The sequence below is a fragment of the uncultured Porphyromonas sp. genome, from assembly GCF_938039215.1.
Classification (GTDB): domain Bacteria; phylum Bacteroidota; class Bacteroidia; order Bacteroidales; family Porphyromonadaceae; genus Porphyromonas.
On sequence record NZ_CALHVI010000056.1, the window covers coordinates 97,682 to 123,794 of the forward strand.

At 54.0% G+C, this 26,113-nt stretch carries 18 protein-coding genes; 11 read left to right on the forward strand and 7 right to left on the reverse strand.

Annotated elements, in window-relative coordinates; translation table 11 throughout:
* Genes Q0336_RS08000 through Q0336_RS08010 form a run of 3 tightly spaced genes read right to left on the reverse strand, consistent with a single transcriptional unit; the run spans position 1 to position 2,836 of the window.
* A complete protein-coding gene (locus Q0336_RS08000; RefSeq protein ID WP_298527535.1) occupies positions 1 to 1,044 on the reverse strand; it encodes an efflux RND transporter periplasmic adaptor subunit in 1,044 nt (347 codons plus the stop codon).
* A gap of 4 nt (positions 1,045 to 1,048) precedes the next feature.
* The gene (locus tag Q0336_RS08005; protein WP_298527538.1) at positions 1,049 to 2,407 is read right to left on the reverse strand and encodes a TolC family protein; all 1,359 of its coding nucleotides are present in this window, start codon (positions 2,405 to 2,407) and stop codon (positions 1,049 to 1,051) included.
* Positions 2,408 to 2,434: 27 nt separating this feature from the next.
* Positions 2,435 to 2,836: an HU family DNA-binding protein gene (locus Q0336_RS08010; protein ID WP_298527541.1), complete on the reverse strand. Its 402-nt coding sequence runs from the start codon at positions 2,834 to 2,836 to the stop codon at positions 2,435 to 2,437.
* A gap of 514 nt (positions 2,837 to 3,350) precedes the next feature.
* On the opposite strand from Q0336_RS08010, the gene Q0336_RS08015 reads away from it, so the two are divergent.
* The gene (locus Q0336_RS08015; protein ID WP_298527543.1) at positions 3,351 to 3,848 is read left to right on the forward strand and encodes an HU family DNA-binding protein; all 498 of its coding nucleotides are present in this window, start codon (positions 3,351 to 3,353) and stop codon (positions 3,846 to 3,848) included.
* 96 nt (positions 3,849 to 3,944) lie between these two features.
* On the opposite strand, the gene Q0336_RS08020 is transcribed toward Q0336_RS08015, so the two are convergent.
* The 3 genes from Q0336_RS08020 to Q0336_RS08030 form a co-directional block, all read right to left on the reverse strand.
* On the reverse strand, positions 3,945 to 5,828 hold the full coding sequence (locus Q0336_RS08020; RefSeq protein ID WP_298527544.1) for an amidophosphoribosyltransferase: 1,884 nt from the start codon (positions 5,826 to 5,828) through the stop codon (positions 3,945 to 3,947).
* A gap of 126 nt (positions 5,829 to 5,954) precedes the next feature.
* Complete coding sequence (yidC, locus tag Q0336_RS08025) at positions 5,955 to 7,805, reverse strand: membrane protein insertase YidC (RefSeq protein WP_298527545.1); 1,851 nt, start codon at positions 7,803 to 7,805, stop codon at positions 5,955 to 5,957.
* A gap of 80 nt (positions 7,806 to 7,885) precedes the next feature.
* Positions 7,886 to 9,505: a CTP synthase gene (locus tag Q0336_RS08030; protein WP_298527761.1), complete on the reverse strand. Its 1,620-nt coding sequence runs from the start codon at positions 9,503 to 9,505 to the stop codon at positions 7,886 to 7,888.
* Positions 9,506 to 9,996: 491 nt separating this feature from the next.
* Here Q0336_RS08030 and Q0336_RS08035 point away from each other — a divergent pair, with 491 nt between their 5' ends.
* The 5 genes from Q0336_RS08035 (at position 9,997) to cobM (ending at position 16,750) form a co-directional block, all read left to right on the forward strand.
* Positions 9,997 to 11,679, forward strand: a complete 1,683-nt coding sequence (locus Q0336_RS08035) for a DUF4836 family protein (protein ID WP_298527548.1) — start codon at positions 9,997 to 9,999, stop codon at positions 11,677 to 11,679.
* 189 nt (positions 11,680 to 11,868) lie between these two features.
* A complete protein-coding gene (locus tag Q0336_RS08040; RefSeq protein WP_298527550.1) occupies positions 11,869 to 13,173 on the forward strand; it encodes a Na+/H+ antiporter NhaC family protein in 1,305 nt (434 codons plus the stop codon).
* A gap of 6 nt (positions 13,174 to 13,179) precedes the next feature.
* Positions 13,180 to 13,725, forward strand: a complete 546-nt coding sequence (locus tag Q0336_RS08045) for a GNAT family N-acetyltransferase (protein ID WP_298527552.1) — start codon at positions 13,180 to 13,182, stop codon at positions 13,723 to 13,725.
* A 24-nt stretch (positions 13,726 to 13,749) separates the two neighbouring features.
* The gene (locus Q0336_RS08050) at positions 13,750 to 14,898 is read left to right on the forward strand and encodes an iron-containing alcohol dehydrogenase (RefSeq protein ID WP_298527553.1); all 1,149 of its coding nucleotides are present in this window, start codon (positions 13,750 to 13,752) and stop codon (positions 14,896 to 14,898) included.
* Between the two features lie 31 nt (positions 14,899 to 14,929).
* A complete protein-coding gene (gene cobM, locus Q0336_RS08055) occupies positions 14,930 to 16,750 on the forward strand; it encodes a precorrin-4 C(11)-methyltransferase (RefSeq protein WP_298527555.1) in 1,821 nt (606 codons plus the stop codon).
* Positions 16,751 to 16,858: 108 nt separating this feature from the next.
* On the opposite strand, the gene mscL is transcribed toward cobM, so the two are convergent.
* On the reverse strand, positions 16,859 to 17,281 hold the full coding sequence (gene mscL / locus Q0336_RS08060) for a large-conductance mechanosensitive channel protein MscL (RefSeq protein ID WP_298527557.1): 423 nt from the start codon (positions 17,279 to 17,281) through the stop codon (positions 16,859 to 16,861).
* Between the two features lie 756 nt (positions 17,282 to 18,037).
* Here mscL and glyA point away from each other — a divergent pair.
* From glyA to Q0336_RS08085, 5 genes are all read left to right on the forward strand, one after another.
* On the forward strand, positions 18,038 to 19,315 hold the full coding sequence (glyA, locus tag Q0336_RS08065) for a serine hydroxymethyltransferase (protein ID WP_298527558.1): 1,278 nt from the start codon (positions 18,038 to 18,040) through the stop codon (positions 19,313 to 19,315).
* 206 nt (positions 19,316 to 19,521) lie between these two features.
* Entirely contained in the window at positions 19,522 to 21,924 is a 2,403-nt protein-coding gene (locus Q0336_RS08070) for a family 20 glycosylhydrolase (RefSeq protein WP_298527560.1), read from the forward strand.
* A 398-nt stretch (positions 21,925 to 22,322) separates the two neighbouring features.
* A complete protein-coding gene (locus Q0336_RS08075) occupies positions 22,323 to 23,333 on the forward strand; it encodes a hypothetical protein (RefSeq protein ID WP_298527563.1) in 1,011 nt (336 codons plus the stop codon).
* 760 nt (positions 23,334 to 24,093) lie between these two features.
* A complete protein-coding gene (locus tag Q0336_RS08080; RefSeq protein WP_298527565.1) occupies positions 24,094 to 24,621 on the forward strand; it encodes a gamma carbonic anhydrase family protein in 528 nt (175 codons plus the stop codon).
* Positions 24,622 to 24,647: 26 nt separating this feature from the next.
* Positions 24,648 to 26,066: a C1 family peptidase gene (locus tag Q0336_RS08085; protein ID WP_298527568.1), complete on the forward strand. Its 1,419-nt coding sequence runs from the start codon at positions 24,648 to 24,650 to the stop codon at positions 26,064 to 26,066.
* Positions 26,067 to 26,113 lie beyond the last annotated feature (47 nt).

Sequence of the window (26,113 nt, forward strand, 5' to 3'; positions counted from 1 at the left end):
CTAAAGTTGCCCCTTATCTAAGATGATCGTCATCCCAGCTAGCAGCCCTTCGACGGGCTTCACGGGCTGAGTCGTGACCTCGAAGGTACGCAGGTCATGCTGGTCGCGAGGCTTAGTAGCCTTCCACGTGGCATAGCTACCCATGTCCTTCATCTTGGTTACCGTTAGTTCGATGGGCTTATTGCCAAGGGCAGGGACAGTACCACGAAGCTTAGAGCCCTGACGAAGGCCTGCAAGCTTGTCCTCACGCACAGCGAAGAGCACACGCACAGCGCTGTAGTCGGCAATGCTCATGATCGGAGCACCCGTCCCGACGAGTTCACCTCGGTGCGGATAGATCTCTGCGATCAAGCCATCAATAGGAGCAACGAGCGCACCTTCCTTGAGATAAGCATCAACCTCTGAGATCGCACCTGAGGCTCGATCTACGAGGGCTTGGGCAGCCCACTTATCTTCTCGCTGAGCGCCATTCATCGCCATGTCGTACTGGCTACGAGCAGCACGCTCGGTAGCACGCATAGCACCCAGCTGAGCCGTCGCTTCGTCGAACTTCTGAGCGGGGAGGACACCCTCCTTGTAGAGGTGCTCAGCACGGGCGAAGGTCTTCTCGGCGACCTCTAGACCTGCCTTAGCCTTCTGCCAGAGCTCATAGGCCCCCTCCTTCTGTTCGGCACGAGCACCTGCCTGTGCCTTCTGGCTCTGAGCCTGAGCGGCAGACTTAGCTGCCTGAGCCTGCTCAAGCTTAGCAAGTACTTCGGGAGAATAGATACGCACGAGTGTATCGCCGGCGTGCACCTGCTGTCCTTCCTCGACGAGGAACTCTGTGATACGCCCAGGGACCTTCCCTGCGATTCGTATCTCATCTACCTCCACTTGGCCCGTGATGATGTCCTCCTTCTCTCCGAAGAAGACGAAGCCTGAGAGGGCAAGGAGCACCATCGCAAGGACGACGATACCAACACCAAGGATGATGCTTTTCTTAGCTGAGGGAGTAGACTCGGGGGCTTCTGTGGGGCGAGTCTGTTTGGTCTGTTCTGTACTCATTGTTTTATAGGGCGAGGATATTCTTCAGTTTACTTTCGGAGAGGAGGACGCGTATCTGTGCGTCGATGAGGCTGTCTTGGGCGCTCATCCAAGCGGTCTGCGCCATGGTGTAGTTGAGCAAGGGGATGACACCTTCCTTGTAGCCGACCTCGGCATAGCGCATGTTCTCCCGTGCCATCTCGACGGCCTTGAGGGCGGTGGCGTAAGCACGGCGGGCATCGGAGGCAGTGCGAAGAGCCTGCTTCATCTGCAGGGTGATCTTGGAGCGGGCTTCGGCGAGCTCAAGTTGCTTGACTCGGTGGTCGGCCTTAGCTTGTCGGCGCTTGAAGCTACCCGAGAAGAGGTCGGAGATAGGCACCTCGAGCATCAAGCCGAGGTAGTACTGCCCTGCGAACTCCTTCTTCGGGCCGTTGAAGCTATTCGGATTCGTCGTCGAATAGCTAGCGAAGCCATAGAGCTTGGGCAGAAGGTCGGCCGACTCAAGGCGAACACGCTTGCCGTAGATGCTATCGACGAGGCGCAGAGAGCGCACTTCACTTCGGCGCTCGACGGCGGAGGAGAGTTCGTCCTCACGGGGCAGGTCACCTGCGGGAGCGGGAAGGGCGAGCTCGAGCGCCCCTTCGTCGGTGAGGGTGAAGTCCGAAGTTTCTTCGAGCCCACAAAGGTCAGCGAGGAGCATCTTGGAGAGCTCAAGGCCATTCTGCGCCTGACTCAGCTTGACCTCGGCTTCGCTAAGCTTGGTGCGCACGGAGAGGCCGTCGGCCTTAGTGGACATCCCTGCGGCTATAGAAGCGTCGACATTCTTCACCGTCTGCTCCAGCAGGCTCACGAGCTGGTGAAGGAGGCGCACCTTGCTGTCGAGGGAGACGACCTGCCAATAGGTCTCATCGACCTTCGCTTCGATCTCGGTCTCGGTGGTATGGCGCAGTTCGCCTTGGAGCTTCTCGGCGAGTCCTGCCATTTGGTAGCCCGTGGTGATCTTCCCGCCGAGGAAGAGGGGCTGAATAGCGGTGACGTTGCCGACCCAGACGTTCTTGAGGTCAACGGTCCCGAGCGAACGCAGGCGGTCGGGGATAAGGAAGTTCAGCGATCCGAGGGGCTTATTCCAATCGATGAGGTGGAAGTCCTTCTGCATGTGCAGGTAGAGGCCACGGGCTGCGACCTGGGGGAAGAACTTCGTGAAGACTTCTTGGCGGCGGGCGTGAGCGCTTTCACGTTCGGCGTCCTTCTGCTGGAGGGCACGGCTATTGACCTTGGCGAGGTCTCGGCACTGCTGGAGCGAGAGGCGTTGCTGGGCCGCAAGAGGGATCGTGAAGGCGGTAAGCCCCACGAGCAAGAGGCTTGTCAGTCTCGAGCGTATCATAGGGAACGAATACATTAGGGCTAATGGTTAATTATTCTCAGGGGCATCACGCATGATCTGACAGGCGATGCGTCCGAGCGCTTGACGGATATTCTTCTTCGGGTGCATGATGATCTTGGCGGGCTGGAGGCTTGCCTCGGTGACTTCCTCGGGGGAATTCATCAGCTTTCCTTGGACAAAGGGCATCAAGGTGCCCATCTCGCCGAGGTCGACGCCGACACCTTGCTCGAAGCTCGTGCATACAACTTCGGCGAAGGCTCTTAGGGCGGCCTCCACGTCGATGGGAGAGAGGGAGCAAATTCCGCTGATCTGCTCGACCACCTGCTGTATATTGAGCTTCTCGCGCTTGGCGGGGTAAGCATAGTAGAGTGTCTTGCCAGCGCGCAGGCCTTGCTTAGAGACCTTGCTTTTGATCTCAAGGGTCATCATAGTTCTATATTCTTATTAAGGAAGGAGAAGCCTCTTTTTGATGGAAATTTTCGATTACCTATGTAAGGTAATTGCAACTACCTTACATAGGTGATTGCGCCGCAAAGATATTACTTACCTATCAAATTCTCCAAATCTGGGCAAAAAATCAGTGCTGAATGCCCTCCGAAAGAAGGCGCTTCAGCCAAGCCGAAGGGAGGTTATTCGCACGAAAAAGAAAAGGGATGCGAAGAAAAAAAGAACTTCTCGGGGCAAGAAGATTTATTTTCACAGGCAAGAAAATCTCGATTTATTTGAACAAAAATTCCCTTCCGCAGGTAAGAAAATTTCCTTGCATTCGAAGGAAAATTTCCTTGCGCACATACGCAGAAAAATTTCTGTACGTACACAAATAAATTTTCGTACGTAAGAAAATAAATTTCCGTACGTACGAAAATATTTTTTCTTACGTACGAAAATTTCACTACCTTCGAAGTACCGTAAAACGCATTAGTAACCAACTAATTATCTAATCATGATCAAGATCAAAGCTGTTGAGCGAAAAGCCACATTCGCCAAGGGAGCCAAAAAGACCCTCTGGTATCCCGCAATTCACCTCCATTCCGATGTCAAATTCGAGGAGTTCATCGAACTCGTATCCGACGAAACGACCGTCTCTTCCGCCGACGTTAAGGCCGTCTTCGACCGCTCCGCTAAGGTCCTTATCCGCTTGCTCCAAGACGGGAAAAGCGTCGACTGCGGAGACCTCGGCACCTTCCGACCCAGCATCACCGCTAAGACGGGAACCGGGGTCGATAAAGCCGAAAAGGTCGGTGTCGAACTCGTAGACAAAGCCAAGGTCATCTACACCCCTCGCGTTAAGGTCAAGACTGCGCTCAAGGGCGTTCGCCTCGAACGTGCCGAACAAGCGCTTGACGTGCCCTACAACTCTGCGAGCAAAAAGAAAAAGGGCTCGACCGAAAACGAAGGCTCTTCACCTGCCCCCGATAATGGCGGGCACGTAGGCATCTAAACCTCCTCCCCTAATCCCCTAACGAAGCGTCCCCGCTAAACTCTGACGAGCTTAGCGGGGACGCTTCGTTAGGTCGTAGGAAAGGCGAAGACAAGCCTACTTGCGGTAGTCCTGCTCGATGTAGTCGATGAAGGCCTTGTTCACAAGGTGAGAGCCCCCTGCCGTCGGATAGTCACCACTGAAGTACCAGTCGCCAGGATGATGGGGTATCGCCTGATGAAGCCCTTCGATACTCTGGAAAACGAGTTCCACCTCAGCCACCGTACCCACGGGACGAAGAAGCTCAACCATCTTGCGCGAAATCTCTTCGGGCGTGAAGGGTGCGTAGATCGCCTTGACCACATTCTCCACGTGCTGATCTCGGGGCACGGCTTGGAGCTCGAGCGCCTTCCGATACTGCTCCTCGAGGATCCCCCTAAGCCCACGCTCTTCGATCAATGCAATGGCGGCACGGAAGGCAATGAACTCCTTCATCTTGCTCATGTCGATGCCGTAGTAGTCGGGGTAACGCACCTGCGGACAGCTCGAGACGATGACGATCTTCTTCGGACCAAGGCGGTCGAGGATACCGATGATGCTCTGGCGAAGCGTCGTCCCTCGCACGATGCTGTCATCGATGACGACGAGGTTGTCCACGCCAGGCACGACTGTGCCATAGGTAATATCATAGACGTGGGCGGCGAGCTCATTGCGGCTCTTACCCTCGGAGATGAACGTGCGGAGCTTGATGTCCTTGATGGCGACCTTCTCAGTGCGTACGTGCGCCGAGAGGATCTCCCGCAGTTCGGCTTCCGAATGCTCGACCTTGGACTGAAGGCGACGAAGCTTCTCCTCCGTCAAGTGCTTATCCATCCCTTCGACCATGCCATAGTAAGCCACCTCGGCAGTGTTCGGGATGAAGGAGAAGACCGTGTGCTCGAGGTCGCCATCGACAGCTCGAAGAATGGCAGGCGTGAGCTGCTCCCCAAGTGCCTTGCGCTCCCGATAGATGTCTTCGTCACTGCCTCGAGAGAAGTAGATGCGCTCGAAGCTACAAGCCTCGTTCTTCTTCGCCTCGACGATCTGCTCGGTGCGCACCTCGGCAGCCCGATTGACTAAGAGCGCTTGTCCAGGAAGCAGTTCGGTGATCTGATCTGCGGGGACATTCATCACCGTCTGGATCACGGGACGCTCCGAGGCAAGCACGACGACTTCGTCATCTATATAATAGAAGGCAGGACGAATACCATGAGGATCACGCATCGCATAGCTCTCGCCACTACCCGTCTCCCCACACATGACGAAGCCTCCGTCCCAAAGCGGGGCACACTGACGCAAGACGTTCGATAGATCTATGCGCTCCTCGATGTAGTGGGTGATATCCATCCCCTTGAGACCTTGCTCACGGCTCTCGACGAAGAGACGCTCTACTTCACGGTCGAGGCGATGCCCGAGTTGCTCCAGAAGGATGTGCATGTCGGAGACGTGGCGGGGATGCTGTCCGACGGATGTGATGGCATCGAAGACGTTGGAGACGTTCGTCAGGTTGAAGTTCCCACAGATCGATAGGCACTTGGCTCGCCAGTTACTACGGCGGATCATCGGATGCACGAAGGTCAAGCCACTGCGCCCCGTGGTACTGTAGCGCAGGTGCCCCATGAGGCAAGAGCCAGCGAAGGGCAAGTAGCGCTCAGCATAAGCGGCATCAGCAAGCTTCTCTTGAGGCACGTCGGCGAAGGAAGCGTAGACTGAATTGAAGATCTCTTGGATCGCCGAAGCACCCTCAGCTCGCTCACGGAAGAGATATTCGTCGCCTGGTGCACTATGGAGCTTGACGACGGCTAGGCCAGCACCTTCCTGACCACGGTTGTGCTGCTTCTCCATGAGTAGGTAGAGCTTGTTGAGCCCGTACATCCAGGTGCCATACTTCTCTTGGTAGTAAGCGAGGGGCTTACGCAGGCGTATCATCGCTACGCCACATTCATGCTTGAGGGGTTCCATTTATTCTGAATAATAGAAAGAGCTAGAGAGGAAAAAGGAAAGATGCGCATCTTCTCATGAAAACATGCGCATCTTCCATTGTAGGGGTACGTGTTAGTTCGCTACGGATTGCTTCTAGCGACGACCTTACTTCTGAGCCTTACGCTGCTGCTCCTGCTGGAGGCGCTGAGCTTCCTCGAGGCGCTGCATCCACTTGGATTTCTTGCGGGGCTTCTGCTTATTCGCTTCAAGCTGTGAGAGGAGCTTGTCCTCGTTGAGCATCCAGCGGAAAGCCAGATACTGAATGATCGTGATCAGCGTAGATACGAAGTAGTAGTAGCTCAGACCTGAAGCATTCTGGTTGAACATGAAGAAGAACATGATCGCCATGATGTAAGGCATCATCTTCATCCCAGCCATGCCTTCACCCGAAGGAGTCTGATTCATCGTGTAGCGCGTGTAGATGATGTTCGTTACCGTCATCAGCACACAGAAGAGGCTAAGGTGATTGCCGAGGAAGGACGAGATCAAGGGGATATTGAAGTCCCAAGAGATGATGGCATCGTACGTAGAGAGGTCTTCTGCCCAGAGGAAGCCTTGACCACGAAGGAGGATCGAGGTCGGGAAGTACATATACAGGGCGATGAGGAAGGGCATCTGCAGGAGCATAGGCAGACAGCCACTCATGGGGCTGGCTCCAGCCGAGCGGTAGAGGTTCATCGTCTCCGTCTGGCGCTTCATCATCTGATCCTGCTCCTTGCCGGGGTACTTAGCGTTGATCGCCTCGATCTGAGGGCGAAGGACACGCATCTTAGCCTGCGACATGTAGCTCTTGTAGGTGAAGGGCCAGAGGAGCATCTTGATCGCTAGGGTCATCAGTAGGATGATGATCCCCCAGTTGGAGAGGAAGCCAGAGAGGAAGGTGACAATCGGGATGATGAGGTACTGGTTGATCCAGCGGAAAACACTCATCCCCAGATAGACGAGGTGGTCGAGGTGAAGGGCTTCTTCCTTGCTTACCCCTGCGTCATAGCCACGAAGGAGGTCGTAGTCGTTAGGGCCGAAGAAGAAGGTGAAGGGCAGGACGGTCTCCGTCTCCTTGAGGGAGATGGGGAAGGTACCCTTGAAGGAGCAGTCACGCACGTAGCCACTGCCTTCCTTCTCTGCCTTGATGCTGAGCTTATTGTCCTTGAAGCCCATCGTAGGAGCGATGAGCGCTGAGCTGAAGTACTTATCCTTGAAGGCTACCCAGCGGAGGGTCTCCTGAACATCCTCATTAGCTTCATCGGTCGTCTCTAGGCGGTCGACATCCCCCTGAGGGAAGTGGTAGTAGACACCGCTGTACTGACCCTCGAACTTCCAAGACTGCTCCTGCTGAGGGATGCGCTGCGTCCACTCGATATCCTGTAGCGTGATATTGACGGGAAGGAAGCGACGGAGCTCATGCCCACGGATCGTCAGGTCTACCCGATAGTCCGAAGGGCGTAGCTTGTAAGCGTAATCTAGATAAGCAACCTCGTCGATCTGCATACGAAGGACTGCCGTGGAGTCCGTAGACTCGACGACGGAGAAGTTGGCATCTGCCGTGCTGACAAGTCTATTCTCTAGAGTGCGCAGGGGCAGGTCAAGACGCGCATCTCCCTTGCGGAAGAGGTGCACGGGCTTCTTCGACTGATCGAGGTAATCAGCTAGGACAGCTTCCACAGGAGCACCGCCCTTAGTGGAGAGCTTCACAGAGAGCTTCTCGTTCTTAAGTTCGATGATGCGCTCTTCAGCTGACTGTAGGTAAGGAGGGAGGACGGGGGCTCCAGCACTATCCAGAGTAGCACTATCGGCCGAAGCGGCGGGAGCTACGGGAGCAGCAGCTTGGGTGACAAGCTGTGTCGTATCTGCGGGAGTAGAAGCTGGAGACTGCGTCGGATCAGGCTGGCTGAACCAAGTAAACCCAATAAGGACGGCACCTATGAGCAAGGCACCAATAAGCGTATTCTTATCCATTAATCTATGCTATACCTCTACATGCTGACACCGATCATGGGTGTCTGAGAGGCTACGTATAAGTAAATAACGGCTTTCTGTTAGTGGCGGTTCTCGCCGCCGTAAGAAATTGCCTCCTTCACGAAGGCCATGAAGAGAGGACTGGGATGAAGCACCGTACTGCGGTACTCGGGGTGATACTGGACACCCACATACCAGCGGTGATCTCGAAGCTCAACCGTCTCGACGAGCCCCGTATCTGGATTCTCTCCCGCACAGACCATACCTGCCTGCTCATAGTTCTCCCGATACTGGCTATTGAACTCAAAGCGGTGGCGATGGCGTTCGCGAATGAAGTCGGAGCCATAGGCAGCTGCGATCTTGGACCCTGGGCGAAGGATACAATCGTAGCCTCCGAGACGCATAGATCCTCCGAGATCGGAGATACTCTTCTGCTCTTCCATCAGATCCACGACCTTGTGTGTCGTCGTAGGATCGATCTCGGTCGTGTGGGCATCATGCCAGCCCAGTACATTGCGGGCGAACTCGATGACCATGCACTGCATCCCGAGGCAAATACCCAGCGTGGGGATCCCATGCTCACGGGTATAGCGGAGGGCGACGAACTTACCATCGATCCCTCGAGAGCCAAAGCCTGGAGCGACGACTACCCCATCGACACCAGCGAGGAGCTCAGCGACATTCTCATCATTCACCTTCTCGCTGTGGACAGAGATCAGGCGAAGCTTACGCCCATTGTAGGTAGCGGCCTGCAGAAGGGCTTCGTCGATGGACTTGTAGGCATCCTGCAGCTCGACATACTTACCGACCAGAGCGATCGTCACTTCTTCCTTAGCCTCTTCACGAAGGGCAAGGAAGTGCTTCCACTGCTTCAGCTCAGGTGCAGCCCCTGGAGTCAGTCCGCTCTTCTTGAGGACGATCTCATCGAGGTGCTGCTCGCCGAGAGCAAGGGGGACTTGATAAATCGTGGGGACATCGACACTCTGCACGACGGACTCTGCCGAGACATTACAGAAGAGCGCCACCTTCCGAAGGATATCAGCGCTAAGGCTGTGCTCCGTGCGAAGGACGAGGATATCGGGCTGGATACCGACCTCCTGTAGCTGCTTGACGGAGTGCTGGGTAGGCTTGGTCTTCACCTCACCTGCAGCAGCGATATAGGGGACATAAGTCAGATGGACGCAGAGGCAGTTCTGCCCCAGCTCCCACTTGAGCTGACGTACGCTCTCTAGGAAGGGAAGGGACTCAATATCCCCGACGGTACCACCGATCTCGGTGATGACGAAGTCATACTGCTTCTTCAGACCAAGGAGCTTGACATTGCGCTTGATCTCATCAGTGATATGGGGGATGACCTGCACGGTCTTGCCAAGGTAGTCGCCCTTGCGCTCCTTGCGGATGACATTCTGGTAGATGCGTCCCGTAGTGATGTTGTTAGCTCGGGAAGTAGCGATATCGAGGAAGCGCTCATAGTGGCCGAGGTCAAGGTCGGCTTCGTGACCATCATCCGTGACATAGCATTCGCCATGTTCGTAGGGGTTTAGCGTGCCTGGGTCGATGTTGATGTAGGGGTCGAACTTCTGAATCGTGACGCTGTAGCCACGTGCTTGGAGGAGTTTCCCAAGGGAGGCTGCCACGATCCCCTTTCCCAAGGAGGAGACTACGCCCCCTGTGACGAAGATGTACTTTGTTTCCACTATTCGCTTAATGTCTTATAGATCGGTAAAGGCTTGGTAGGATGGAGCATCCCTAAGGGGCAGACGCTGATAACGCTCAATACCCCACCCAAGTTACACGACAAAGATACATTTTTTGATCGCTACATTCGCCCTAGGGTCCACCCAGACAACCCCCAAGAAAAGTATAGGCGACCGAGCGAGGCTCTACAGCGGGCTAAATAAGCCTCCAGAATACCCCCTCAAAAAACCTACTGTAGGTCGTCTCAACGACCCACGGTAGGTCGCATCGACGACCTACTGTAGGTTTTTTCGGCGACCTACCGTGGGTCGCTCTGAGGGGCTATGAGAGACGGCTTGGGAGGGGGCTATTCAAATAGTCAAAGATTAGCTACCTTTACCTCGGTAATCTAGATGCAGGTAGCCTCAATCCACTCCCTACCCAGACTCCATAAACTAAGTGTACGAGCTCTACCCCATCTGGCCTTTTCATACATCACACACATAAGCACATTATGAAACGATTCCAACACTATCTCCTCAGCCTCCTGGCCCTGACGATCGGGCTCGCTAGCTGTAGCAAGGACAAGGAGTACCAACGTGTGATCCCCTCCGATGCTTCCTTCGTCGTCTCTGTCCAGCTTCAAGACCTGATCAAGAAGGCTGACTTTGACTCCAAGGCAAACAAAAATCTACGTGAGAAGCTCTACTCTAGCTTGGGCTCCACAGACGAGGAGGAGAAGTTCTACAAGGAAACTTTCGATTCACCCGACAAGACTGGGCTCGACCTATCCAGTCCTCTCTATGGCTTCTCTGCACCCGAAGTCAAGTGGGCCATGGTGGCCCGAGTCAAGGACGAAGGCGATGTCAAGACCTTCCTCACCAAGCTCCACAGCTTCGATGAGGAGTCTAAGCCCGAGATCAAGGAAGAAGATGGCATCTACTTCAGCGTCAGCCCCAACTCTACTGAAGCACATACTGAGCGCTATGAGCCAGATCCCGACCTTCCCGAGGAGCTCCAAGACACCACGACCTACGAAGTCCCTGCCGACATCAGCATCTGTGCTTTCAACAAAAAGGCCTTCATCGCCCTCTACACCGACGAAGGGAGCATCGCTGATGCCAAGAAGCACATCAAGGAGTATCTGACCCAGAGCGAAGAGAAGAGCTTCGTCCGTACGGCCTCCTTCAAGGAGCTTGAGGCTCAGAAGGGAGATATCCGGATCTTCTTCTCCCCCGCTCGCCTAGCACAGAACGACGGGGTCTCTACCCCTCCTCTCCTGCAAGCTCTAGGCAAGAACCTACGATTTGGCAAGATCGACATGGAGAAGATCAGCGCCATCGCTTCCATTTCCTTCGAGAAGGGCGAGATCGCTGGTAGAATGGTCTACACCTCCGAAGACAAGGATCAACTCAAGTACCTAAAGGAGCTCTCAGAGAAGGTCTCTCCAGATGTGATCTCAGGAGCGCTCACCAAGTACCTCCCCGCTCAAGCCTATCTGACAGCAGGAGCTAACATTGACCTACAAGCTGTACTCAACCACTACAGCTCCAACTCCGAATTCGCTAAGATCCTCGAAGAGATCAAGACCGAAGGGATCGACCTAGCAGCTATCGTCACGACCCTAGGTAGAGAGTCAGCCTGCTCCTTCTCCAAGGTTGATGTTGCAGGGGATGACTATGGATTTGTGGCCTACCTCCAGACGAAGGACGCTTCACTAGTAGACCTCGTCTTCCGCAAGATCAGCGAAGCCGTAAAGAAGGAAGAAGCTGCAGGTGGCGAACATTCTTCGACGAAGCTCGTAGACGAAGGCAACCACTGCTATGCTGTCTCTAGAACATTCTATCCACCCCTCTACTTCGGGTATCGTGATGGAGTGAGCTACTTCACGATCAGCGAGAAGACTAAGAAGGAAGTCCTCCAGCCTGTAAGCGAAGACTTCAGCAAGCACCGAGACTATGCTCAGCTCAAGGGGACGCATGCCTTCTTCCTCATAGACTTCAAGACGATCTTCAGCACCTCTCCTACTCAGGATATGATCCAGATGTTCGTCGGCGAAGATCGGATGAAGGAGCTCCGGAAGCTCCAGAGCCTCTCCTTCACGTCCAATGGTATTGATACCGAACTTCATCTCAAGATGGACACCAAGGACAATGCCCTCAAGGCCATCCTTGGTATCATGAGTGCTATTGACTAGCACCCACCTCACACCTCGGCTTCTCCAGCACGAGGGACTGACAGCCTCCACTATATCGCCTCGGCATAGTGGGGGCTGTCTGTCTTAGCCCCCGATGGTCGGAATAGTTTGTGTACCTTTGCGCCACTGTGCAAGGGATTTGTACAGCGCCTTCACTCAGATCCTTTTTACCCTCTATTCTACCACGCGATGCAAGCAACCTCTACCTACTCTCCTCGCGTCTGGGGCTGGTTTGGTCTAAGCCCGCTCCTTGTCTTCCTGCTGACTTACCTCGTGACCTCCATCGTGTCGGGGGACTTCTACCGCATGCCCATCACTGTTGCCTTTGCAGTAGCTTCGGCCTTCGCAATTGGGATCACCCGTGGTGTGAAGCTCGAGGATCGCATACGACAGTTCTCCCGTGGCGCAGCGGATCACAACATCCTCTTGATGATCTGGATCTTCATCCTAGCAGGAGCCTTCGCTACGGGTGCTAAGAGCATGGGTGCTATCGATGCTACGGTGAATGTGATCCTGAGTCTACTCCCTTCGAGCTTCTTGCTCCCAGGTCTCTTCATCGCTGCCTGCTTCATCTCACTCTCCATCGGGACAAGCGTCGGGACGGTAGTGGCTCTAGTACCCATTGCCCTAGGTATAGGAGAGAGTATCGGACTACCCGCAGCCTACATCACAGCGGTGATCACGGGGGGAGCCTTCTTCGGGGACAACCTTTCGTTCATATCAGATACTACCATAGCTGCTACCCGTACACAGGGTTGTAGCATGCGAGATAAGTTCAGAGTCAATATCCTCATCGTCCTGCCAGCTGCCCTCATCGCTCTGGGCATCTACCTTTATCAAGGGCTCAACTTACCGAGTGAGATCAACCATCAGACGGGTGACTTCCTCCTCATGCTCCCCTACCTACTGGTCATCATCTGCGCTATCGCTGGGATCAATGTGCTCCTCGTGCTTCTGATCGGCATCCTCTCCTGTGGCATCGTCGGTATCAGTACGGGGGTACTCCCCATATGGGACTGGGTGGGTTCACTTGGCTCGGGCATCACGGGAATGGGCGAACTGATCATCGTCACACTCCTAGCGGGCGGTATGCTGGAGCTCATCCGCTTCAACGGCGGGATCAACTATCTCCTTCGTCACCTCTCCCGAGGGATCAATGGTAAGCGTGGTGCCGAACTAACCATTGCAGCCCTCGTCTCCATCGCCAACCTCTGTACCGCCAATAACACCATCGCCATCCTCACCACGGGGAAGGTCTCTCGTGAGATCACCGAGAAGTACGGCCTTGATCCACGTAAGACCGCCTCGATACTCGATACCTTCTCCTGCTTCATTCAGGGACTCATCCCCTATGGGGCACAGCTCCTTCTAGCCTCGAAGCTGGCAGGAGTCTCTCCCATAGATATCATCCCGAACCTCTACTACCCCTTCATCATGGGCTCCTGTGCCCTACTCTCGATCTTCTTACGCTATCCTCGTCGCTATTCCCGCTGATCCGCCATGTCCTTCATCGAGCTATACCCCATACCTTGGGGGCAAGAGCCCCCAGCACATCTACGACAGATCTATGAGGATGCCTTCCCTCCCGAAGAGCGTCGTCCGTGGGCACAGCTCTTCGGTCTAGAGCGCTGCGAACATGTAGCTCAGCTCATCCTCGCCGACAGTGAGGTCGTGGGCTTCGTCGTAGGCTGGGAGCTACCTTCGTCACATTACTTCGAGTACCTTGTCATTGATCCCAAGCGAAGAGGACAAGGCCTCGGCACTAAAGTACTCCAGCATCTCGGGAAGCTCTACGATGATGAATACCCCATCGTCCTCGAAGCCGAACCTGCGGGCTATTCACCGATGGCGGAGCGGCGCTTAGGCTTCTATGCTCGCTTTGGACTCACCATACAACCCTTCGCCTACCGCCAGCCACCCTATGGAGGAGACCTCCCTTGGGTCGATCTACACTTACTGGCTAATCGTTCCCTGCAGGAAGTAGACTTCCTCCGCATCCAACAGGAGATCCACCGCCAAGTCTATCGTATCCCTTCAGACAAGTAAAGTCTATCAGACAAGTAAAGCCCTATGAACAACTTCACCTTCCATAATCCCACCAAGCTCGTCTTCGGTAAAGACAGCATCCTAGAGCTCCCCAAGCTCCTCCCCTCCGATGCTAAGATCCTCCTCACCTTCGGCGGAGGTAGCGTCAAGCGTAATGGAGTCTACGAAGCAGTCATCAGTCAGCTCAGTGGCTTCCAGACCGTAGAGTTCTGGGGCATCGAACCTAACCCCAAGGTAGAGACCCTCCGCAAGGCTATTGCCCTTGGGAAGCAGGAGGGGGTCACCTTCGTCCTCGCTGTGGGCGGTGGGAGTGTCCTCGATGCCAGCAAGCTTATCGTCAATGCCATTCCTTCGGAGCATGACGCTTGGGACCTCGTACTACAAGGGGCCGACCGAAGCGTCCAGACCCTACCTCTAGGCACGGTACTAACGATCCCTGCTACGGGCTCAGAGATGAACCGTGGAGCCGTGATCTCCTGCGAAGCGACGCATGAGAAGTTCGGCTTCTACAATGAATATCCACGCTTCTCGATCCTTGATCCGAGCTATACTTATTCCCTACCCGACTACCAGCTAGCGTGCGGTATCGCCGATAGCTTCGTCCACGTCGTAGAGCAGTACCTCACCCGTGTCGGGGAGAGTCCTCTGATGGATCGCTGGGCAGAAGGCATCCTACTCACCCTCATCGAAGAGGCAGACAAGATCAAGGCTCAGCCTGCAGACTATGACGCACGTGCCACCTTCATGCTCTCAGCTACGATGGCACTCAATGGCTTCATCGCTATGGGCGTAACACAAGACTGGGCAACTCATCGCATCGGTCATGAGATCACGGCTCTCACGGGGCTAACGCATGGTCATACACTGGTCATCGTCCTACCCGCCCTTCTCAGAGAGCAAGCTAATAAGGGGAAGCATTCCAAGCTCCTGCAGTACGCCTCTCGTATCTGGGGACTCACCGAAGGCAGTAAGGACGAACGTATCACTCAGGCCATCGACAAGACAGAAGCTTTCTTCCGTTCGCTTGGTCTAGAGACCCGCTTCTCTGAGCGTGGCTTCGGAGATGACCTACGTGAAGAGATCGTCCGTCGCTTCCGTGAGCGAGGCACCCTCCTCGGTGAAGATCTAGATATCGATCACGAAGCTGTGGCACGCATCCTTGCTCGCTGCTAACCCTCCCTTATCATACGACTAAACCTCCTCTATGACCCTTGCTATCCTTGCCGTCTCACCCCAAGGGATCCAGACGGCTAAGCCTATCCTATCCAACTATCCCGATGCTCGCCTCTTCTCCACTCATCCTGGGGAAGGGGTCGAGCACATCGATCATATCCAGTCGTTCGTAGCAGAGCAGTTCACCGCTTTCGATGGGTGGATCTTCATCGGTGCTATGGGTATCTGTGTACGTAGCATCGCTCCACTGATCGGGCACAAGTACACCGATCCAGCGGTGATCAACATTGACAGCACGGGGCGCTTCGTCGTCTCCGTCCTCTCGGGGCACGTGGGTGGAGCCAACGAACTCACCCGTGATCTCGCTAGCCTCCTTGGGGCAGAAGCCGTCATCAGCACACAGACCGACAATACTGGTCTCTGGGCTCTTGACCTCTTCTCCCGTCGCTATGGCTGGCATACAGAGACGAATGCCCCCAGCCTCAACCAACCCATCGCTCGCTATACGAATAAGGAGCGTACCGCCCTCCTCCTTGAGGTTAAGGACAAGGGTACCTTCGAGCTAGAGCGCACCAAGGCGGAGCATGTCGATGTCTTCTATTCTAGAGAAGAACTTACGGCTCGCCTTGGGAACTATGCTCTCGTGCTCGTCGTATCTCCCCGACGCTTTGATGCTGGAGAGACACCTACCATCCAGTTCGTGCCCCGTGTCCTTGCTCTAGGTCTTGGCTGTCGCTACCAATGCGAGCCTACCGATATCCTCGAACATATCTTCTCGGAGATCCGCCACCTTGGCTTCTATCCCGAAGCCATTGGCAAGCTTACCACGATTGATCTAAAGAAGGATGAGCCTCTGCTCCATGAGCTAGCTCAGCGACTCGTCCTCACTCCTCAGATCTACACAGCAGATGAACTGAAGGATGTAGAAGTCCTCAGTCCTTCGCAAAAGGTCTTTGAAGTCACGGGGGTCTGGGGTGTAGCTGAGAGCACCTCCCGCTATGCAGCTGGACTCGGATCCATTGTCCTCCCCAAGCAGAAGGGCATGGTGCACCAAGGGAATGACTTCACCTTCGCTCTGGCAATTGAGCGCAGTGCCGAGCGCCGTGGTCACATCGAGATCATCGGAGCTGGCCCAGGTGATCCCGACCTCATCTCCATCCGTGGACGAGCCTTCCTAGAAGTAGCTGACCTCATCCTCTATGCCGGTAGCCTCGTGCCCAAGGCGCTGACCCTATGTGCTAAGTCTGGGGCTACGGTACGAAGCTCAGCGGATATGAATCTGGAGGAGCAGTTTGAGCTGATGAAGGAATTCTACGACAAGGGGCTTCTGGTAGCTCGCCTGCATACGGGTGACCCCTGCATCTATGGGGCTATTCAGGAGCAGATGGCCTTCTTCGACGAATATGGGATGAGCTACCACATCACCCCGGGGATCTCCTCCTTCCAAGCTGCGGCAGCCGAACTTCGGTCACAGTTCACCATCCCCGAGAAGACCCAGACGATCATCCTCACCCGAGGGGAAGGACGCACAGCCATGCCCGAGAAGGAGAAGCTCCACCTGCTTGCTCGTTCGCAGAGCACCATGTGCATCTTCCTAAGTGCAGGTATCGTGGATGATGTCCAGCAGCAGCTCCTTGAGCATTACCCTCCCGAGACTCCCGTGGCTGCATGCTATCATCTCACTTGGCCTGACCAGCGCATCTACCGAGGAGAGCTACGAGATCTGGCGAAGATCGTCAAGGAGCACAAGCTCACCCTCACGACGATGATCGTCGTCGGTGAAGCCATCGACAATCGCAAGGGGCTCTCCCGCCTCTATGCCGACGAGTTCAAGCATCTCTTCCGCCACTAATCTCCGTAAATAGAAAAGCGCCACCCCAAGTCGTTGGGGTGGCGCTTTTTCATTTACCTCTCTGCCGTCAAGGCCTGAGGGGCAGAGACTTCGTATGCCGTCTAGAGACTAGCCACGACGCTTCAGCTCGTCGCGGATCTCACGAAGGAGTTCGATATCCTCAGGCGTTGGAGCGGGCTCAGCGGGCTTAGCTTCTTCCTTCTTACGGAAGGAGTTCATCCCCTTAATGAGCAGGAAGATACAGAAGGCAATGATGAAGAAGTCCACGGTGGTCTGAACGAAGTTCCCCCAGTTCAGCTCAATAGCTTCCTTGATCGTCTCTCCAGCAGCATCTACTTCAGCTGGACGCAGGACAAACTTAGCATCCGTGAAGCTGCTCCCCGTGATGAGGCCGATAGGAGGCATGATGATGTCGTTAACCAGCGAGGAGACGATCTTACCAAAAGCACCGCCGATGATGATACCGACAGCCATATCCATTACATTGCCCTTGAGCGCAAAGTCCTTAAACTCTTGAATGAATTTTCCCATTGTGATGATTATTGAGCTAGTTAAACAAATTTTCTAGGCAAAGATAGTTATTTAGGAGTTTTTCACACTCAGGACGGCTATTTAGCTCCAAAAACGCCCATCTCCCGAAGAGAGTACTACCCTCCTTCGGATTGACCAAGAAGGGCTCTTCTCGAGCCCGAGAATGAGTGCTTATCAAGCCCCCTCCAAGATGCAGCTAAGACGACCTACCGTAGGTCGCTCTAGAAACCCACTGTGGGTCGCATCGACGACCTACTGTGGGTCGTCGATGCGACCCACAGTAGGTTTTGAAGATGCCCCTCAGTAGGAGGCGCAGAAAGGGCTCGGAGAACTAGTCCAGACTCAGGTTAGGAGACCTCTTCGGAGATCCTCTTCCAAGCCGTCGATCCTAGTGGTACTTGATGCCTCGGAGAAGATAGGCAAGGCAAAAGGGCTTACTGAAATATTTAAGTTATTCCTCCTACTCATAACCCGACCTGATTGCACTCCAAAGCAAGGCTATCCACACACTTCATTCAAAAGAGCCCCACTCAAACAAACAACTAATTACCAATAAATTAAACAAGACTCACGCTCCTGCACTTCCTTGAGAGAAGAGCCCTATTTTGAGCTTCTTTTGAGATATATTGAGAAAACTAGGCTTATCTGGAGAGTATTGCTATCTTTGCTTCATAGACATACAAACTAAGCACAAGCTTCAAACAAGAGAGTACAACACTCAACTATATCATCCAAATAATAACATCGCAAAGAACTATGAACGACTCCGCTATCTTCACTCTGATTGAAGAGGAACGCCAACGACAACTCAAGGGGATTGAGCTCATTGCCTCTGAGAACTTTGTCAGTGAAGAAGTCATGAAGGCTATGGGTAGCTGCATGACCAATAAGTATGCTGAAGGCTATCCTGGCAAGCGCTACTATGGTGGCTGCGAAGTGGTAGATAAGTCCGAGCAACTAGCTATCGACCGCATCAAGCAGCTCTTCGGTGCTGAGTGGGCCAACGTACAGCCCCACTCTGGAGCCCAAGCAAACATGGCCGTGCTCCTAGCCTGCCTCAACCCAGGCGACACCTTCATGGGGCTGAACCTCGCTCACGGGGGACACCTCTCCCACGGCTCTGCTGTCAATAGCTCAGGGATCCTCTACCACGCTATCGACTACAATGTACGTGAGGATACGGGTCGTGTAGACTATGACCAGATGGAGCAGCGTGCTCTAGAGCACAAGCCCAAACTCATCATCGCTGGGGGCTCCGCTTACTCACGCGAATGGGACTACAAGCGCATTCGTGAGATCGCAGACAAGATCGGTGCTATCTTCCTCGTCGATATGGCTCACCCCGCTGGGCTGATCGCTGCTGGGCTCCTCGAGAACCCCGTGAAGTATGCACACATCGTCACCTCGACGACGCACAAGACGCTTCGTGGTCCTCGTGGGGGGATCATCCTCATGGGTAAGGACTTCGACAATCCTTGGGGTAAGACTACACCTAAGGGCGAGATCAAGAAGATGTCTGCCCTCCTCGACTCTGCTGTCTTCCCAGGGGTGCAGGGCGGTCCACTAGAGCACGTCATCGCTGCTAAGGCTGTTGCCTTCTACGAAGCTCTACAGCCTTCCTTCAAGGAATATGGTCTTCAGGTCAAGAAGAACGCTCAGGCTATGGCCGAAGCCTTCGTCCGCCGTGGCTATGGAGTCGTCTCTGGCGGTACGGACAACCACTGCATGCTCATCGACCTACGTGGTAAGTTCCCCGAACTGACTGGGAAGGTAGCAGAGAAGGCCCTTGTAGCTGCAGACATCACGGTCAATAAGAACATGGTGCCCTTCGATAGCCGCTCTGCTTTCCAGACCTCTGGTATTCGTGTCGGTACGCCTGCTATCACCACTCGTGGTGTCAAGGAAGACAAGATGGAGTACATCGTCTCCCTCATCGACCGTGTCCTCTCTGCCCCCGAAGACGAAGCAGTCATCGCTGCTGTCCGCAAGGAGGTCAACGAGATGATGGCTGGCTATCCTATCTTCGCTTGGTAGACCCTACTGATCCGGTTAGCTTAGTGCTGTCAGCACACTAATCTGAGTAAAATAAGTAGCCCGAGGCTCTTGCCCCGAAGCAGTATCGACTGCTGGGGCGAGCCTCGGGCTATCTGTTTTATCCATATATTTGTATTATGTGCTGTATCTGAGAGTTATTTACTCAGAACTCTACCAGCATCTGTCACATCAATCCAATAGACTTTATGAAGAAGTTATTTACACGAATGGCCTGTGCGCTAGCTCTCTGTATCGGAGGGGCTACAGCTCTGTCCGCTAGTGCTACCTTCAAGGTATCCACCTTCACCCCTTCATACAACGAGGGGATCAACATCATCCCTCGTCCTAAGCAGCTCAAACTGCGCAAGGAGACAGGCTTCGCTCTCGTGGCTACGACCCCCGTCATCGCCTCGGGAGATTCAGCTCTGACGATCGCCCGCTTCTTCACCGAGAAGATCAACCGCTCCACAGGCTTCACCCTCCGAGCCGTACAGGGGAGCAAGGCAGTGCAGAGAGGTATCTTCGTCCGCATCGATCCTAAGCTAGCCCTCGGCGACGAAGGATATACACTCCACTCCTCCAAGCTTGGTATCGAGATCGTCGGTCGCACAGCGAAGGCCCTCTTCTGGGGCTTCCAGAGCTTGATGCAGCTCCTCCCTGCCGAGGTAGAGGCTTCACACCAGATCCTCGGTGCCTGTCTATACGAAATCCCAGCCCTAAGCATTCAGGACGAGCCCGCCTTCGAGTACCGTGGGGTGATGGTCGACGTATGTCGCCACTTCCTCACCGTCGAGGAGATGAAGAAGCATATCGACATCATCTCCATGTTCAAGATCAACAAGCTCCACTGGCACCTCACCGAAGACCAAGGCTGGCGCATCGAGATCAAGAAGTACCCTCGCCTTACCGAGGTCGGGGCTTGGCGTACCGAAGGGGATGGCAGTCGCTATGGAGGCTTCTATACGCAGGATCAGGTTCGTGAGATCGTACGCTATGCTCAGGATCGCTTCGTGACGATCATCCCTGAGATCGAGATGCCAGGTCATGGTATGGGTGCTATCGCCTCTTACCCCGAACTCACTTGCTTCCCCGATCGCCGCAAGTACAGCGTGCGTAATATCTGGGGGGTCGAAGATGATGTCTATTGTGCAGGTAAGGAATCGACCTTCGAGTTCATCCAGAATGTGCTCAACGAAGTCGTCCCCCTCTTCCCTGGCGAATACTTCCACATCGGTGGGGACGAATGTCCCAAGGACCGCTGGAAGGAATGCCCCAACTGTCAGAAGCGCATCAAGGCCGAAGGGCTCAAGGATGAACACGAGCTCCAGAGCTACGTCATCCGTCGTGCGGAGAAGATGCTCGCAGCTCACGGCAAGAAGCTCATTGGCTGGGATGAAATCCTTGAGGGAGGTCTTGCTCCCACTGCTACGGTCATGAGTTGGCGTGGCGAAGATGGAGGTATCCAGTCGGCTAATATGGGACATGATGTGATCATGACCCCTGGTAGCGGAGGCCTATATATCGACCATTACCAAGGCGACCCCAAGATCGAGCCCGTAGCTATCTGCTGCTATGCTCCTCTGGAGAAGGTCTACAACTACAATCCCATCCCCGAGGCCATTGCCCCAGACAAGCGCCACCACATCAAGGGAGCACAGACCAACCTTTGGGCAGAATATCTCTACACTACAGAGATCATGCAGTACCGTGCCTTCCCTCGTGAGATCGCTCTAGCCGAAGCCGTCTGGTCACCCATCTCTCATCGTGACTTCAAGGACTTCACCCGTCGTCTAGACAATGCGTATGTGCGCCTAGACATGCATGGCGCTAACTACCACATTCCTCAGCCTGAGCAACCCCTACCTAACGTAGATCCCAAGGAAAGCTATGAGAAGACGGTAGCTTCGCTGAACTTCATCGCCTTCACCGACAGCACAGAGCTGGAGCTCACCTCCAGTCGTCCTATCCGCATCGTCTATACACGTGACGGTCGCCTCCCCAACCTCCACTCAGAGACGTACAAGAAGCCACTCAAGGTCACTAAGAGTGAAGTCATCCGTGTAGCTTCTATTCTCCCCTCGGGGAAGACAAGCCCAGTGCGTGATATCACCTTCGAGAAGCAGACCTTTGCCCCTGCCGTCGAGATAGCTAATCTGACTCCTGGCCTTCGCACTAAGACCTCTATTGGGAACTATTACCAAGCTTCGGATCTATTCGGTGTGATGAACTGGACCGAGGGTGTAGCTAAGCGTCCACAGGATCTTCGCCCCGATGTCGTCAAGAACCACATGGATGAGATCAAGCCCAAGGCCGTCATCGGTGAAGGGTATGTGAAGATCCCTGCTGATGGTGTCTACGTCTTCTCTACGGATCTAGACCAACTCTATATCGATGGTAAGCTCCTCGTGGATAATAGTGGTGAAGTGGCTAAGTTCAGCCGCCGTGACAAGAGCGTAGCACTCAAGGCTGGGTGGCACAAGATCCGCCTCATCTTCATCGGTGCTGTACGTGGTGGCTTCCCCACCTATTGGGATGGAGCTGCCGTTGCCTACCGCAATATCAAGGACAACAAGTTCACAAACATCACCGAAGAGATGCTCGCCCATTAAGGCATCTTCGGATAGGCTATCCTCCCCTGAGAGCAGAGCCCCTACTTGCCCGATTGCTATGCAACGGCAAGTAGGGGCTCTTATTATCTCTTCTCATTTGTTTTTTTCATCAATATTTATTACATACCTTCGTAAAAAGAAGTCAAGATCATCCCTAACACTAAGCTCACGATGAAGGCGCTTTACAGCAGTATTTCAAGGCAGGGAGTTCTGATCGTCACTGATGGCCGTGCCGACAGATACTCCTTAATCGGAGGGCTTCCTATGCCCCCTCCCTTGGGGGCGATGAGTGATCCTATTTTTGTCTAATCGAATTACGGTGATGCTGACTGGAGCCCTTTGTTCCATTCGGTGTCCTTTTTGTTTTACCTAGTTATCCCAATTTAAGTTTGAAGAGTATGAAGATTAAGAACACTATTCCTCTACTTATCACATCCCTATTATTAATCTCTTCCTGCAAAACGGATGATAAAGAGCCCGTCCGAAAGAATCCTAATGAGGAGACTTCCATCACGATAGACATCGAAGGCAAGGTAGAGGAACAAAACGAAGGGCGCTACATCCACCTGCAGAATGAAAGGGATGCAGATGGTCGTGTCTATCGTGTCAAAGCTAATTTCACCCCTGGTGAAGCAGTCCCAGCTGTCGCCTACATCTACAATGATAGGACTGGGGACTACATCGCCACAAACATCACACTAAGGACGGACCTGCGATCAGGGAAGCGACTCACTACGCATGGCCGCGTAAATGCAGCACCCGGCAAGACGTACAACAAACTATCCATCTACATTGGGCTCACGCTACCCTCGGGGAGCACACGAGCTGAAGATGCTACATTCACTTGTGGGAGCCATACCTACAGCCAGTCTGACCTAGAGCTGAATAAGGAAGTCATCCTAGTCAGCGAGGGGAATGATCTGAAGAAGCTCGCAGGTAGCAAGTCTGATGCCTCAGCTATGGACCTCAAGTTCACACTCGCTGGAGTCTTCTTCATGGCTAAGATCCAGAATAAGTCTGGAGCTAAGCAGAAAATAGGAGCGATCCAACTCCATGGGTTCGGAGCAGGTGGCGTAAAGGTTGCGCCCCCCACGTCTACCCAGAAAGCACCACGTCTTGTAGCCATCCAGACTCTAGCAGATCAGGATTACACGAACTATCAGCTACAGGATGCGATCGAACTCGAAAATGGAGCGACAGCCATGTACCGAGACCAAGTCGGTCCTTTCGTACGCAGATTTGCCATCTACGCTCCACTTACAGGTAAGGGATGGCTCGAAGCTCGAGCACAACAAGGCAACCAGTTCATGCCACTTGATGGTGTCCGTATGCAATACAACACCCCTAGGCCTCAGACCATGACTGCTGTCCTACGAGGAACAACGATCTGCCTCCTGAAAAGCAATTAGACATCCATCTAAATACACACGAACATGGAAGTGATCGATAAGCAGGAGCTATACCAAGCACCCGAAGTTGAATACTTGGAATTTCACCGCTCCAAGGATTTACTCATAAGCTTCTCTATCGAGGGTAATATCGTGAATCCTCAAGATGGAGGTAACTGGTAGGACCTCCAGTCACTTATCTGGGCGAAGCTAGTCGCTAGCGAAGCTCTCCATACGAAGGTAGCCCACCATGATCCGAGGATCATGGTGGGCTATTCATTATATAGTAAGTGACCTAGACCGATGTATCAGGAATGGAGAGGACTACCATAAGGAACAAGGAGTTAGTCCTCTAGTTATCCGAAAGACCTATTATAGGGCATAAGAATGACCCATGATGGGTAACAACAGCGACCCATGATGGGTAACAAGGGCGACCCATGATGGGTGACAACCATGACCCATAATGGGTCGCAAAAGGGACCTAACATAGGTTACTTTTTATTACTATGCTACAGCACACACCAAGCCATGGTGCATTCCTCCCACTTGGCTAAAAGCCTCTGGCTCGGATAGAATGTGCCTTCTCGGCACCACTCCATGATACCAGCTCTCCATCCCCCACAGGCGACAGCAGAAGTTCGCTCCGAAGAGGAAGTCTCCCCTTCCGACAGTCTTCGTCTTAGAAGCCCTCCCAACAATCTGCATCAGCTCTGATGTAAACTACCCGATTACGTCAAGGAATGGTTAACTTTGTACATACTAACAATCCAAGATTCTAATGGCTTTCATACAGACAGTACGAGGCATCGAGCCTCAGATCGGAGAGGACTGCTTCCTCGCCGTCAATGCAACCGTCGTCGGTGATGTCGTCCTAGGGAAGGGCTGCAGCGTGTGGTTCAACACCGTCCTCCGTGGAGATGTCAACTCCATCCGCATCGGCAATAATGTCAATATCCAGGACGGCTCTGTCCTGCACACCCTCTACCAGAAGTCGACCATCGAGATCGGGGACAATGTCTCCGTCGGGCACAATGTCACCCTCCACGGCTGCCATATCCGTGACTACGCCCTCATCGGCATGGGTTCGACCGTCATGGATGATGCTCTGGTAGGCGAAGGAGCTATCGTAGCCGCGGGATCGGTGGTCCTAGCCAAGACGGTCATCGAGCCCTATAGCCTATGGGCGGGGGTGCCTGCTAAGTTCATCAAGAAGGTATCCCCTGAGCAGAGCAAGGAGCTCAACGAACGTATTGCCAACAACTATCAGATGTACGCTTCTTGGTTCGACAAGGAGCAGAACCCATAATTCTCCTCACCTATCACCTACACGCTATGCGATCCATCCTAACGACCTCCTTAGCCCTCAGCCTCCTCTTCGGAGGGCTATCCTCGGGGCTCTACGCTCAGAGCTCGAAGGACGGGGCTATCACGCCTAAGTTCCTCGAAGAGCTTCGCCGCAGTGAACCTACCACTCCTACGGAGAAGGCCCTACACAACGCCATCGCCGTCCAGGGTATGCGTGACTTCTTCGTCAACAACCAGCGTCCTCAGACCATCGACGACACCTTCTCGGTAGAAGTCCAGAGCTCAGGGATCACCGACCAGAAGCAGAGTGGACGCTGCTGGCTCTTCACGGGACTCAATGTCCTTCGTGCTCAGCTGATGACTCGGGAGAAGTCAGGTACCTTCTTCTTCTCGCAGAACTATTCCTTCTTCTGGGACCAGCTAGAGAAGGCGAACCTCTTCCTCGAAGGGATCATCGAGACACGCAAGCTCGCTGTCGATGACAAGAAGGTAGTATGGCTCTTCCAGAATCCTATTGGTGACGGAGGTCAGTTCACCGGTATCTCGGACAACCTCATCAAGTATGGTGTCGTCCCCGCCGAAGTGATGCCCGAGACCCACTCGAGCAATGACACGAAGCTGATGGGCAAGATGATCGCGCGCACGCTACGCCAGTCGGGGATCAAGATCCGCAAGGCGGCTGCTAAGGGAGAGTCCCTCACCCAGCTCCGCAAGTACAAAGAGACTTGCCTCAAGCAGGTCTATCGTCTCCTGAGCCTCAACCTCGGCGTGCCCCCGACCTCCTTCTCCTACACCCTGAAGGATAAGGATGGCAAGGCGATCTCCACCGAGACCTATACGCCTCAGTCCTTCTACGAGCGCTTTGTCGGCGTAGACCTACGTGATCAGTTCGTCATGCTGATGAATGACCCCTCTCGTCCCTTCTACAAGGTCTATGAGATCGAGTACGACCGTCATGCTTACGATGGCAAGAACTGGACCTACGTCAATCTTCCCATGGACGAGATCAAGCAGATGGCTATCGCTTCGCTCAAGGACAATACGATGATGTACTACTCTTGCGACGTAGGTCGTGAGCTGAACAGCTCTAAGGGCATCGCAGCGCTGGACAACTATGACTACGCTTCGCTCCTCGGCTATCCCTTCGATATGGACAAGGCTGAGCGCATCCAGACCTTCGATAGTGGCTCGACGCACGCCATGACCCTCAAGGCTGTCGACCTCGATGCCTCGGGTAAGCCCGTGAAGTGGAAGGTAGAGAATAGCTGGGGTGAGAAGTCGGGGGTCAAGGGCCATATCATCATGACTGATGCGTGGTTCGATGCCTACACCTTCCGTCTCGTAGTGAATAAGAAGTACACTACGCAGAAGGTGCTTGACCTCTTGAAGACGAAGCCCGTACAGCTCCCCGCTTGGGACCCCATGTTCGCTCCTGATGCTCCCTAAGCCGAGCGACACAGAGCACAAATAACAAGAAGAGCGTGACCCCAGGC

Excerpts from the sequence above, each read along its gene's own strand:
- Q0336_RS08000 (WP_298527535.1), bottom strand. The coding sequence starts at position 1,044 with ATGAGTACAGAACAGACCAAACAGACTCGCCCCACAGAAGCCCCCGAG.
- Q0336_RS08005 (WP_298527538.1), bottom strand. The coding sequence starts at position 2,407 with ATGATACGCTCGAGACTGACAAGCCTCTTGCTCGTGGGGCTTACCGCC.
- Q0336_RS08010 (WP_298527541.1), bottom strand. The coding sequence starts at position 2,836 with ATGATGACCCTTGAGATCAAAAGCAAGGTCTCTAAGCAAGGCCTGCGC.
- Q0336_RS08015 (WP_298527543.1), top strand. The coding sequence starts at position 3,351 with ATGATCAAGATCAAAGCTGTTGAGCGAAAAGCCACATTCGCCAAGGGA.
- Q0336_RS08020 (WP_298527544.1), bottom strand. The coding sequence starts at position 5,828 with ATGGAACCCCTCAAGCATGAATGTGGCGTAGCGATGATACGCCTGCGT.
- yidC (WP_298527545.1), bottom strand. The coding sequence starts at position 7,805 with ATGGATAAGAATACGCTTATTGGTGCCTTGCTCATAGGTGCCGTCCTT.
- Q0336_RS08035 (WP_298527548.1), top strand. The coding sequence starts at position 9,997 with ATGAAACGATTCCAACACTATCTCCTCAGCCTCCTGGCCCTGACGATC.
- Q0336_RS08040 (WP_298527550.1), top strand. The coding sequence starts at position 11,869 with ATGCAAGCAACCTCTACCTACTCTCCTCGCGTCTGGGGCTGGTTTGGT.
- Q0336_RS08045 (WP_298527552.1), top strand. The coding sequence starts at position 13,180 with ATGTCCTTCATCGAGCTATACCCCATACCTTGGGGGCAAGAGCCCCCA.
- Q0336_RS08050 (WP_298527553.1), top strand. The coding sequence starts at position 13,750 with ATGAACAACTTCACCTTCCATAATCCCACCAAGCTCGTCTTCGGTAAA.
- cobM (WP_298527555.1), top strand. The coding sequence starts at position 14,930 with ATGACCCTTGCTATCCTTGCCGTCTCACCCCAAGGGATCCAGACGGCT.
- mscL (WP_298527557.1), bottom strand. The coding sequence starts at position 17,281 with ATGGGAAAATTCATTCAAGAGTTTAAGGACTTTGCGCTCAAGGGCAAT.
- glyA (WP_298527558.1), top strand. The coding sequence starts at position 18,038 with ATGAACGACTCCGCTATCTTCACTCTGATTGAAGAGGAACGCCAACGA.
- Q0336_RS08070 (WP_298527560.1), top strand. The coding sequence starts at position 19,522 with ATGAAGAAGTTATTTACACGAATGGCCTGTGCGCTAGCTCTCTGTATC.
- Q0336_RS08075 (WP_298527563.1), top strand. The coding sequence starts at position 22,323 with ATGAAGATTAAGAACACTATTCCTCTACTTATCACATCCCTATTATTA.
- Q0336_RS08080 (WP_298527565.1), top strand. The coding sequence starts at position 24,094 with ATGGCTTTCATACAGACAGTACGAGGCATCGAGCCTCAGATCGGAGAG.
- Q0336_RS08085 (WP_298527568.1), top strand. The coding sequence starts at position 24,648 with ATGCGATCCATCCTAACGACCTCCTTAGCCCTCAGCCTCCTCTTCGGA.